Here is a 10584-nt window from a genome sequence, read left to right as displayed (position 1 = left end):
ACAGATCAACGAGGCGATCCAGCAGCTCGACAAGGTGACGCAGCAGAATGCCAGCGCGTCCGAGCAGATCAGCTCCACGTCCGAGGAACTGGCAAGCCAGGCCGAAGAACTGCAGCAGACGATCGCATTCTTCCGGGTGGATGCCGGCAATGGCCGCGCCGTGCAGAGCGTCCGCCGTCCGGCCACCGCTCAGCCCAAGCGTACCGCGAAACCCGCCAAGCCCGCCGCACCCAAGCCGAAGCCCCATAGCGTGGCGCACCAGCAGGAGCGGGTCCAGGGCTTTGCACTCGATTTGACACGAGGCGTCGCAGACGAAGACGACGCCCATTTTGGAGAGGCCGCCTGATGCAATGCCGGTTCCGGACACTGCCGGGACCGGCAAGCCATCACCCATCCTCAACAACCTCTGGCGGCGAGTTACTGCTCACTTCCACTGCGACTGAAGCGAGACTGAACCCATGCGTGCAACCATAAAACTCAAACTGGCATCCGCCTTTGCGGTGCTCCTGCTGATCCTTGTCGGCGTGATAGCCATCGGGGTGATGCGGCTCGGCGACCTCAACACCACGTTCAACACGGTGATCGAGGGGCCGACTGCCCAGCTCGGCCGCGCACGCGCCATCGACGGCGGCATTTCCATGGTGATCCGCATGGAAAAGAACCTCGTGATGCAGGATAACGAAACCAAGCGCCGCGACCTCAAGGCCGGCCATGCCGCCAACAAGAAGAAGGTCGAGGAAACGCTGAACCTCGCACTCGACAAGGCCTCCGAAAAGGCCAGGCCAATGTGGACCCAGCTCGCAGAACAGTGGGAAGACCTCGCTGCCACTTCCGACCGTGTCGTCGCACTCAGCGACAGTGATCGCACCGCCGCTGCCGCGCTGACCATGGGTCTGGGCCGCGAACAGGCAAGCAAGATGAGCAAGACCGCCGAGAAGCTGATCGATTTCAACGAAAAGCAGCTGGCCGCCGCCGTAGCCTCGTCCGACCAGTTCTACGCGGATGCCCGCAACCTGATGCTGACGCTTGGCGTCATCGCCGTTCTCATCACCCTGGGCGCAGCCACCTGGCTGTCGCTCAACATCTCGCGCGGGCTGGCTCGTGCCGATGTCGCAATGCGCCAGGTTGCCGAGGGCGATCTGACGAAATTTGCCGAAATCACTACCAATGACGAAATTGCCGACCTTCTGACCAGCGTCAATCTGATGATCGAGCGCCTGCGTGGCGTCGTGGGCGACACGGTTTCGGCCGTGGGCAACGTGGCCGCCGGCAGTCAGGAACTGTCGTCGAGCTCCGAGCAGGTGTCGCAGGGCGCGACCGAACAGGCCGCCGCTGCCGAACAGGCTTCGGCCTCGATGGAAGAGATGGCTGCGAACATCAAGCAGAACGCCGATAATGCCGCGCAGACCGAAAAGATCGCGCGCCAGTCGGCCCAGGATGCCGATGTCAGCGGTCAGGCGGTGAACAGGGCCGTGGGCGCGATGCAGATGATCGCCGACAAGATCGGCATCGTCCAGGAAATCGCGCGTCAGACCGACCTGCTCGCGCTGAACGCTGCGGTGGAAGCCGCGCGTGCCGGCGAGCATGGCCGCGGTTTTGCGGTCGTCGCCTCCGAAGTGCGCAAGCTCGCCGAACGCAGCCAGGGCGCTGCCGCAGAGATCAGCCAGGTCTCGTCGGAGACCGTCAAGGCGGCCGCAGAAGCCGGCGAAATGCTTGGAAAGTTGGTCCCGGATATCCGCCGCACCGCCGAGCTGGTGTCCGAGATCAGCGCCGCCTGCCGCGAACAGGACATCGGCACCGCACAGATCAACGAGGCGATCCAGCAGCTCGACAAGGTGACGCAGCAGAATGCCAGCGCCTCCGAGCAGATCAGCTCCACGTCCGAGGAGCTGGCAAGCCAGGCCGAGGAACTGCAGCAAACCATCGCGTTCTTCCGGGTGGATGCCGGCAATGGCCGCAGCGCCGTGGCGCATCGCCCAGCCGCTCGCCCGGTCACGCGCGTTGCCAAGCCCGCAAGATCTTCCAAGCCCGCGCACAAGCCGAATTCGGTCGCGCATCAGCAGGAGCGCGTGCAGGGCTTCGCGCTCGATCTGGAGCGCGGCGGGGTCGATTCCGACGACGCGCATTTTGGAGAAGCCGCATGAACAATCAGCACGAAATCCAGGTGGTCGAATTCGGGATCGGCGAAGAGGTCTTCGCCGTCCCGGTGGGCCTGGTCCGGGAGATCCTGGACCACAAGCCGCCCTTCCAGGTGCCCAACGGACCCGACTATTTTCTGGGTCTGACCGATGTGCGCGGTCAGGGCGTGCCCACGGTGGACCTGCGCGTCCGCCTGGGCCTGCCCGCAGCCGAGCCGACACTGTCGACCCGCATCCTGATTCTCGATATCCCGCTGGCAGACCGCATGCTGTCGCTGGGCGTGGTCATCGACAAGGTCTTGTCGGTGGCCACGATCGAGACCGCGCGGATCGAGAATGCGCCCGATATCGGCGTCCGCTGGAATTCGGATTACATCACGGGCGTGGTCCGCAACGAGGGCGGGTTCATCGTGATCATCGATGTCGCCAGCATCTTCACCGCGCAGGATGTGCAGCAGCTGCATCCGATGGCGAAGGTTGCCTGATGCTGGATCACCCGCTCGCCCCCGAACCGCAGGCCCGCTATGGGCCGGAGCGCCGGCCTGGCGGTTGCCGTGCTATGGTTAGGGCAAACTCGATGCTGCGCCGCCTGGCTCTCCTTGCCCTGGCCCCGGCGCTCATGGGCCCGGCCGCCGCCCTGGCGGCCGAGGACACCAATGCCTGGGCAGGACAGTTCGCCACGATCAACATCGACAAGAAGGTCTATGTCCGGCTCGAGGCCCAGGAGCGGTTCACCAATGATGCCCAGCGTCTGGGCCAGCTGCTGCTGCGATCACTGGCCGGCTACCGGATCAGCAAGAATGTCAATGTCGGGCTCGGCTATGCCTATGTCCGCACCGATCCGGTCGGCCCGGCGCTGCTCGACGAGCATCGCTATTATCAGGAGTTGAATGTCCGGCTGCTGACGACCGAAAACGGTCTCACGCTCGATTCCCGGTCCAGGCTGGAACAGCGCACGTTCGAGGACCGCGACGGCACGAGCTGGCGGATGCGCCAATTTGTCCAGCTGCGCGCGCCGATTTCGGCGAACAACAAGCTGGTTGCCTACACGGAGCCCTTTGTCGACCTCAACCGGACCAGTGTCCAGCGCGGCGGCTTGTCGCTGTGGCGCAATTTCGTCGGCGTCTCGATCCCGCTCGCCAGGAATGCCGAGATCGTGCCCGGCTATCTCAACCAGCATGTGTTCCGCGATGGCGACGATCGCACCGATCACACCGCCAATATCAACATCTACGTCACGCTATGACCCAGGAAACGGCCCCGCAAATGTTCCATCGCGATCTGCCTGCCAAAGGAGGAAACTGATCATGGCTGCAGCCACCGCCAGACTTGCCATGCCGGTCACGGACGGCATCAGCCCGCAGCATTTTCGGGCGCTGTCCGCGCTTATCTACAGCGCCACCGGTATCCGCATGCCGCCGTCCAAGACGACGATGCTCGAGGGTCGCCTGCGGCGGCGCGTGCGCGACAACGGCTTTGCCAGCATCGCCGATTATTGCGCCTATATCCTGAGCGGCGACGTCTCGCAGGCGGACATGGACGATTTCCTCAACGCGGTGACGACCAACAAGACCGACTTCTTCCGCGAGCGCAACCATTTCGACTTTCTGGTCTCGGACATCCTGCCCGACTACCAGAAGCGCGGCCAGCGCATGCTGCGCTGCTGGAGCGCGGCGAGCTCCAACGGGGCGGAAGCCTATACGCTGGCGATGGTGCTCGACGACTATGCGCGCACCAAGGATGGCCCCGATTACGAAATCCTGGCCACCGACCTCGACACCGAGATGCTGCAGACCGGCATCAGGGGCATCTATCCCGCAGAAATGGTGACACCAGTGCCGCCCGCACTGCGCCGCCGTTATGTCATGGAGCCGAAAGACCCCTCCCGTCGGGACGTTCGCATTGCTGCTGCGCTGCGCAAGAAGGTCAGCTTCGGCCGTCTCAACCTGATGAACGACCACTATCCGATCGGCGCGCCGGTCGATATCATCCTTTGCCGTAACGTACTGATCTATTTCGACAAACCCACTCAGCACAAAGTGGTAACCCGTTTGTGCGAACAACTTCGTCCGGGTGGCTATCTGCTCCTCGGGCATTCCGAATCGATCGCCGGGTTCAGCGGACAGCTCAAGTCCGTCTGCAACACGGTCTTCCAGAAGGTGTAAGCGATCATGGTCCGTCCCAAGATCCGCGTGCTCATCATCGACGACAGCGCCAGCGTGCGCCAGACGCTGACCTCTGTGCTGCAGGAGGATCCCGATATCGAGGTGATCGCCGCAGCGTCCGATCCGTTTGCCGCCGCGCGCTACATCAAGGACGAGGTTCCCGACGTCATCACGCTCGATGTCGAGATGCCGCGGATGGACGGCATCACCTTCCTGCGCAAGATCATGGAGCAATGCCCCGTCCCCGTCGTCATGTGCTCGTCGCTGACCGAACAGGGGTCCGAAACGCTGATGCAGGCGCTGGAGGCGGGAGCCGTCGACGTGATCCTGAAACCGCGCATGGGTGTGGCCGACCATCTGGCGGAATCGCGGATGATGATCCGCGAGACGGTCAAGGGCGCGGCCAGGGCCCGGGTGACGGGGCGCAAGCCGGCCCCTTCGCCGCGCAAAGTCGAGGCGAAGCTGACCGCCGATGCCATGCTGATGCCGCCTTCGGGCCGCGCGATGAGCAAGACCACCGAAATGGTCGTCTGCATCGGCGCGTCGACCGGCGGTACCGAAGCGCTGCGCGAGGTGCTGATGGCCCTGCCCGCCAACTCGCCGGGCATCGTTATCGTCCAGCACATGCCCGAGAATTTCACCCGCGCCTTCGCCAAGCGGCTCGACGGGCTATGCAATGTCAGCGTCAAGGAAGCGCAGGACGGCGACACCGTGATGCGCGGCCATGTGCTGATCGCGCCAGGCGGCAAGCACATGCTGCTGGAACGCCAGGGCGCGCGCTACCTCGTCAGCGTGCGCGAAGGGCCGCTGGTTTCGCGCCACCGCCCCTCGGTCGACGTGCTGTTCCGCTCTGCTGCGCGCAATGCAGGATCGAACGCGGTCGGCATCATCATGACCGGCATGGGCGATGACGGCGCGCGCGGCCTTCTCGAGATGAAGCAGTGCGGTGCGCGCACCTTCGCCCAGGACGAGGCAAGCTGCATCGTCTTCGGCATGCCCAAGGAAGCGATCGCGCGGGGCGCAGCCGACAAGGTCATACCCCTGGGCGCGATCGCCCGCGAACTGCTTCACGCCACCGCCCGCTGAACAAGGACCAGACCCGTAATGCTCCATGCCAGGATCAGCGCAAGCGACGCCAGCCCCGCCGGGGAGGCGACGATCAGCGTGCTGCTCAGCCAGATCACGCAAGGTATCGACGCGCGCTTCGTGACCGTGGGCAAGACGCTGGCCCAGGCGGTGGAATCGATCGACGGCATCGTCAGCGCCCTGCGCGAGGCCACCTCGACCTTCCAGTCGGGCGACGGCGCGGCTGCGGTCAGCAATCTCACCACCGCGGCGCGGCGCCTGTCGAGTGTGGGCGACCAGATGCAGGGCCGCGCGCAGGACATGGGCGAGATCCAGCAGGCCTCGCGGCGGTTGTCCGCGCACATTGCCGATGTGCAGAAGTCGCTGCACGTGCTCCATATTTTCGGTCTCAACGTGAAGATCGCCGCATCGGGCGCCGAAACCTTCGTCGATTTTGCCAACACGATGTCGGGCCAGCTGTCGGCGGGCGAGAAAGAGGTCGGCGCGCTTCAGACCAAGCTCGATGGGCTTGCTGCCAGCCTGCGCAGCATGGAGCATAACGACCGGCTGCTCGCAAGCGAATGCCAGCGCGTCGTGCCGCACGTGCCTGATCGGCTGGAGGCCGATGCTGCGGCCCTGCGCAAGCACCAGGCGATGCTGGCGGAGCTTGCCGACAAGAATGCCGTGCTCGCCCGCTCGATCCAGGGCAGCGTCGCCAACGTGCTGGGCGCGATTCAGGTCGGCGACATTGCCCGCCAGCGGCTCGAGCATGTGCTCGAAGGCTATGCCGACATGCAGGCGACGCTCGCGACGGCGGGGCTTTCCGCCGAGGACGAGGCGGCGACCCGCGATCATCTGCTGCGGCTGCTGCTCGCGCAGCTCACCTCCTCTGCGCAGGAGTTCCGCACCGAAACCCAGGCCCTGGTCCGCTCCCTGCGCAGCATGGTGCCCGAGGCCGACCGGCTGATCGCGCTGAGCAAGGGTGGCGGCAGCGAGGACGGCCAGGTGTTCCTGCGCAGCCTGGAAGCCGGCATTGCAGAAGCCAGCGCGATGATCGCGCAGCTGCAGCTTGCCGATGCCCAGGCCGCCGAGACGCTGCGCATCATCGTCGATACCGTCGACGACCTGTCGGGCCGCGCCGCCGCGATGCGCATCCTGCGGATCGAGGTGCAGCAGATGGCGATCAATATCGGCCTGAAATGCCGCCGGGTGGAGGCGATCGGTCGCCCGGTCGCGGTGATCGCCAACGAGATTCGCGCGAGTTCCGATGCGCTCGACCAGACGATCAAGCAGATCACGGCCGAGTCCACCGGGCTGGGCGCAATCTCGTTGCGCATGCGCCAGCATGCGGATGCACAAGTCGGGCAGGACGGCGACGGGCTGGCGAGCTCGCTCAACGCCATTCGCGAGGGCGCCCAGCGCACCGAGCAGGCGATGGCGGTGTCCGAAACAATGGCCAGTGGGCTGCTCGGGGCGCTGCGTTCGACCACCGACGAGCTCGAGGAGAGCCTCGATCTGGGCGATGCGCTCGAGAGGATCGAGGCGCTGCTGACGATCGAGCTGGGTCGCGATGATCCGCTATCGCTCGAGGGACGCGACGATCAGGTCGTTCGGATGGTGATGGACCGCATGGCGCGCAGCTATACCATGGCGAGCGAGCGGGTGGTGCACGATGCCTTTTTGCTGCCCGGCATGCCGCGGCTGATTGCGGACAAGCCGCACTCAGACGCCAGCCATGGCGGCCCTGCAGATGACGACGACGCGTTGTTCGACGACGCGTTGTTCTGAAGTCGTCCAGTTTGATCCCGGTCGCCTGGGGGACAGCTTCGGGGGAGGCTGCAGGTGGCGGGATGCTTCGGTCGGGGGCCGAAGCGAACCGGCCTCAGGGGGGTCGGCACAGTCCGGGGCCGGCGGCATGCTTCCAGCGCATGCCCCCGGCCCCGGCCAAACCCGAAAGCTGCGGCGGCGTGAACCGCCGCTTGTGTGTCAGCCAGACCTACCGCTCGCCCAGTAGATTCTGCAAGGCGGCATGTTGCGCCATATGCGCGCGGTGCGGACCTCGGCAAAGCGCGCGGCCAGCAAGGGCGCGACCGCATCGCGCATCTGATAGGCGATGATCTGGCCCTGCTCACCTAACGCGTCCGCGCTCGAATCGACGATGCGCGCACCGAGTTCTGGTGCCATTGTGGAAAAGGGAATGCCGGTGACGATGCGATCGACCGGGCCAAGGCCCAGCCGCCGCAGGATCGCGCCCAGCGACGCTGCCGATCCGGTGACAGCATGCAAGCGCGGATCGGGCAGGCTTTCCTGCAGATAGCGGGTGAACCGGTGACTGGTATCGATCGTCAGCAGCGTGCTGCCAACCGGCATGCGGCGCAAGAGCTCGCGCGTGAAGGGCCCTTCGCCCGGGCCGAACTCGACCACCAGATGCGCAGCCGAAAAGTCTACGGGATCGAGCGCGGCCCTGACCAGCGCCGCCGATGCGGGAAACGCCGAACCCACGCCCGACGGAGAGCGCAGAAACTCGCGCATGGTCATGCCCTGGCCCAGGCCCAGTCGTGCTGCAGCCGCCGATAACCAGTGTCCGCGCGATGACCGAACCGAAAAAGCCTCGCCCGCCATAATCCCTCCTGCGCCACCACGGCACAGCAAAGCTTACGCATTGAGATGCATCGGGTTTCCTTGCCCAAGGTCATGACTGCACGGGATTGACGGCCATACGGCCAAAAGATCGAGGACGACGCTGGCGGAGAGGGTGGGATTCGAACCCACGGTGAGCTTGCACCCACGCCGCATTTCGAGTGCGGTACATTCGACCACTCTGCCACCTCTCCGTCCGGGCGGGCCGAAACGGGCGTTTCGGCGATCCAATCGGTTCTCGCGGGGCATGAAAATGCGTGGTCGATCCGCGAGAAGGCGGGCCATTAGCGCAAGGCAAGCGGCTTGCCAAGGGGGAATCCGGCCTGTGCGCGCCGGAAAGCTTGTATGCTGCGCCGCAACACCTTAGATTAAGCCTATGAGCAACCATCCTTTCCGTTTCGGCCAAGACGATGCACCCGATGGCAGCGCCAGTTCCGGTGCGGTGGTGATGCCGCGCGTGGCGAAAGCGCGCTATGCGATCGGCGATGTCGTGCGGCACCGCATTTTCGATTTTCGCGGCGTGGTCTTCGATATCGATCCGGTGTTCGCGAACAGCGAGGACTGGTATGAATCGATTCCCGAGGAACTGCGTCCCGCCAAGGACCAGCCCTTCTATCACCTGTTCGCGGAAAATGCCGAGAACAGCTATATCGCCTATGTCAGCCAGCAGAATCTGGTGAAGGACGACAGCAACGGCCCTGTAGACCATCCTGCGGTGCCGCAGCTTTTCGGTCCGTTCAGCGGCGGGCGCTATCGCCTGCGCACGATGCATTGACCGCCGGATCGGCGGCGGTCGGCCCGCCGGTCAGGAGCGCAGCTTCCATCCCGACCTGAGCAGCGCATAGCAGCCGATGCCGAGCGCGGCGTTGATGGCGAGCAGCAGCAGCGATCCTGCCAGCAGCGGCGAATCGGTGCTGCTGATGAAGCCGTAGCGGAAACCCGAGATCACGTAGAAGAACGGGTTGGCATGGCTCAGTGCGCGGAACGTGGGGGCCATCGCGTCGACCGAATAGAAGGTTCCCGAAAGCAGCGCGAGCGGGGCAACCACGAAATTGGTGATCGCGGCGGCATGGTCGAACTTCTCGGCCCAGATCGAGGTGAGCACGCCCATGAATGCCAGCATCACCGCGCCCATCAGCCCGAACCACAGGATCGCCCAGAGATGCTGCGGCATCACGTGGATGTCCGGCCAGAGCAGCATCGCCAGCCAGACCGCGCCTCCGACCAGGAACGCCCGGGTGACCGCAGCGATCACCAGCGACACCAGCACCTCGAGCTCGGACAGCGGGGGCATGAGATAGTCGATGATCGTGCCCTGGATCTTGCCGACGAGCAGCGAGAAGCTCGAATTGGCGAAGCTGTTCTGCATCATCGCCATCACGATGAGGCCGGGGGCGAGGAAATCGCCGAACGGCACGTCGAGCACCATGCGCCCGCTACGCCCCAATGCGACGGTGAAGATCACCAGATAGAGCATCGTGGTGATCGCCGGCGCCCAGATGGTCTGCAACTGCACCTTGAAGAACCGACGCACCTCTTTCATATAGAGAGCTTTCAGTCCTCCCCAGTTTATCGCGCTGATCCTCACGGTACCGGGTTCCGCAAAGGGGCTCGGCGATCGACCTTCCGGTCTTGTGCCGGTCTGGGCCACGCCAACGGGGGGATTTGGTGCTTGATCGTTCATGGTGGATGCGCCTATCGGCGGTCACCAGACCGGGCAAGCCCCAATAGGTCAAGAAGGAATTGCTTTTCATGTCATGGACCGACGAGCGCATCGATCAGCTCAAAACCATGTGGGAGAAAGGCCTCACCGCCAGCCAGATCGCAGAAGAGCTGGGCGGGGTCAGCCGCAACGCCGTCATCGGCAAGGCACACCGCCTGGGCCTGAAGTCGCGCCCCTCGCCGGTCAAGCCGGGCGAAGCCAAGCCCAAGCCCGCGCCGAAGAAGGAGGCCGCGCCCAAGCCTGCCAAGAAGGCAGAGGCCGAAGCCCCGGCGGACGAGCCGCCGTTCAAGACCGATGCGCCCGCCGCAGCCACCGCCAAGCCGGTGCGCGCCGCGCCTGCTCCTGCTCCCGCGCCGACCCCTGCCCCGCGTCCGGTGGTAGCCGCGCCGGTGGTCGATGAGGACGAGGATGATATCGACGATGCCGGCGAAGTTACCGCCGCGCCCGAAGCCAAGCCGCAGCCGCGCATCGTTTCGGTCGGCCCCGGAGGCTTTCTGCGCCAGGGTCCCGGCGACCAGCAGGCGCCGATTCCGCCCGCGCCGCCGCGCCGCCTGGTGCCTGCGCGCCCCAGCCCGGAAATCGCCGACAAGACCAGCCTGCTCGACCTGACCGACCGCATCTGCCGCTGGCCGATGGGCCATCCGGGCGAGCCCGATTTCCATTTCTGCGGCGAGCCGGTCAATCCCGGCTTCCCTTATTGCGTCGAGCATTGCGGCCGCGCCTATCAGGCACAGCTGCCGCGCGGCACGCGCCGTCCGCCCCCGCCGATGCCGTTCGGCGGACCCAGGGTGCGTTGAGGCGATCAAAGCCTGAACATTCTGGCGGATAAGTCCGGCGGGCCGCTTGCCCGTCC

Annotated in this window: 10 protein-coding genes, 1 tRNA gene and 1 pseudogene; 9 read left to right on the top strand and 3 right to left on the bottom strand. The window is 65.1% G+C overall.

Annotation, left to right across the window (positions count from 1 at the left end; genetic code table 11):
- From AX725_RS21335 to AX725_RS17040, 7 genes and pseudogenes are all read left to right on the top strand, one after another.
- Positions 1-346: pseudogene (locus AX725_RS21335) on the top strand (methyl-accepting chemotaxis protein); the annotation flags it as partial.
- A 112-nt stretch (positions 347-458) separates the two neighbouring features.
- Positions 459-2144, top strand: coding sequence for a methyl-accepting chemotaxis protein (locus AX725_RS17065; protein ID WP_060979374.1), 1686 nt, complete (start codon positions 459-461; stop codon positions 2142-2144).
- Positions 2141-2623 (top strand): chemotaxis protein CheW, encoded by a 483-nt coding sequence (locus AX725_RS17060; RefSeq protein WP_060979375.1) that lies wholly within the window; start codon positions 2141-2143, stop codon positions 2621-2623. Before AX725_RS17065 ends, AX725_RS17060 begins: the two co-directional genes overlap by 4 nt.
- A gap of 92 nt (positions 2624-2715) precedes the next feature.
- A complete protein-coding gene (locus AX725_RS17055; RefSeq protein WP_060979376.1) occupies positions 2716-3384 on the top strand; it encodes a DUF2490 domain-containing protein in 669 nt (222 codons plus the stop codon).
- 61 nt (positions 3385-3445) lie between these two features.
- Positions 3446-4303, top strand: coding sequence for a CheR family methyltransferase (locus AX725_RS17050; RefSeq protein WP_060979377.1), 858 nt, complete (start codon positions 3446-3448; stop codon positions 4301-4303).
- 6 nt (positions 4304-4309) lie between these two features.
- Complete coding sequence (locus tag AX725_RS17045; RefSeq protein ID WP_060979378.1) at positions 4310-5389, top strand: protein-glutamate methylesterase/protein-glutamine glutaminase; 1080 nt, start codon at positions 4310-4312, stop codon at positions 5387-5389.
- 18 nt (positions 5390-5407) lie between these two features.
- Positions 5408-7156, top strand: coding sequence for a coiled-coil domain-containing protein (locus AX725_RS17040; protein WP_060979379.1), 1749 nt, complete (start codon positions 5408-5410; stop codon positions 7154-7156).
- 198 nt (positions 7157-7354) lie between these two features.
- On the opposite strand, the gene AX725_RS17035 is transcribed toward AX725_RS17040, so the two are convergent.
- Both AX725_RS17035 and AX725_RS17030 read right to left on the bottom strand, forming a co-directional pair.
- Positions 7355-7900 (bottom strand): class I SAM-dependent methyltransferase, encoded by a 546-nt coding sequence (locus AX725_RS17035; protein WP_208598015.1) that lies wholly within the window; start codon positions 7898-7900, stop codon positions 7355-7357.
- 212 nt (positions 7901-8112) lie between these two features.
- Positions 8113-8202: transfer RNA gene (locus AX725_RS17030), tRNA-Ser, on the bottom strand.
- Positions 8203-8456: 254 nt separating this feature from the next.
- On the opposite strand from AX725_RS17030, the gene hspQ reads away from it, so the two are divergent.
- A complete protein-coding gene (gene hspQ / locus AX725_RS17025) occupies positions 8457-8783 on the top strand; it encodes a heat shock protein HspQ (RefSeq protein WP_060979383.1) in 327 nt (108 codons plus the stop codon).
- Positions 8784-8813: 30 nt separating this feature from the next.
- Here hspQ and AX725_RS17020 read toward each other — a convergent pair whose 3' ends face one another.
- On the bottom strand, positions 8814-9692 hold the full coding sequence (locus AX725_RS17020) for an ABC transporter permease (protein WP_286133065.1): 879 nt from the start codon (positions 9690-9692) through the stop codon (positions 8814-8816).
- A 68-nt stretch (positions 9693-9760) separates the two neighbouring features.
- Between AX725_RS17020 and AX725_RS17015 the strand changes: the two genes are divergently transcribed.
- On the top strand, positions 9761-10528 hold the full coding sequence (locus AX725_RS17015) for a GcrA family cell cycle regulator (RefSeq protein ID WP_060979380.1): 768 nt from the start codon (positions 9761-9763) through the stop codon (positions 10526-10528).
- Positions 10529-10584 lie beyond the last annotated feature (56 nt).

Source organism: Blastomonas sp. CCH9-A1 (assembly GCF_001557175.1).
Taxonomy (GTDB): Bacteria; Pseudomonadota; Alphaproteobacteria; order Sphingomonadales; family Sphingomonadaceae; genus Blastomonas; species Blastomonas delafieldii_A.
The sequence above is the reverse complement of the archived record's forward strand: the minus strand, read 5'-3'. Positions and strand labels throughout refer to the sequence as shown.

Bases quoted from the DNA above. Each gene is read 5' to 3' on its own strand.
- AX725_RS17065 (WP_060979374.1), top strand. From the start codon at position 459: ATGCGTGCAACCATAAAACTCAAACTGGCATCCGCCTTTGCGGTGCTC.
- AX725_RS17060 (WP_060979375.1), top strand. From the start codon at position 2,141: ATGAACAATCAGCACGAAATCCAGGTGGTCGAATTCGGGATCGGCGAA.
- AX725_RS17055 (WP_060979376.1), top strand. From the start codon at position 2,716: ATGCTGCGCCGCCTGGCTCTCCTTGCCCTGGCCCCGGCGCTCATGGGC.
- AX725_RS17050 (WP_060979377.1), top strand. From the start codon at position 3,446: ATGGCTGCAGCCACCGCCAGACTTGCCATGCCGGTCACGGACGGCATC.
- AX725_RS17045 (WP_060979378.1), top strand. From the start codon at position 4,310: ATGGTCCGTCCCAAGATCCGCGTGCTCATCATCGACGACAGCGCCAGC.
- AX725_RS17040 (WP_060979379.1), top strand. From the start codon at position 5,408: ATGCTCCATGCCAGGATCAGCGCAAGCGACGCCAGCCCCGCCGGGGAG.
- AX725_RS17035 (WP_208598015.1), bottom strand. From the start codon at position 7,900: ATGCGCGAGTTTCTGCGCTCTCCGTCGGGCGTGGGTTCGGCGTTTCCC.
- hspQ (WP_060979383.1), top strand. From the start codon at position 8,457: ATGCCGCGCGTGGCGAAAGCGCGCTATGCGATCGGCGATGTCGTGCGG.
- AX725_RS17020 (WP_286133065.1), bottom strand. From the start codon at position 9,692: ATGAACGATCAAGCACCAAATCCCCCCGTTGGCGTGGCCCAGACCGGC.
- AX725_RS17015 (WP_060979380.1), top strand. From the start codon at position 9,761: ATGTCATGGACCGACGAGCGCATCGATCAGCTCAAAACCATGTGGGAG.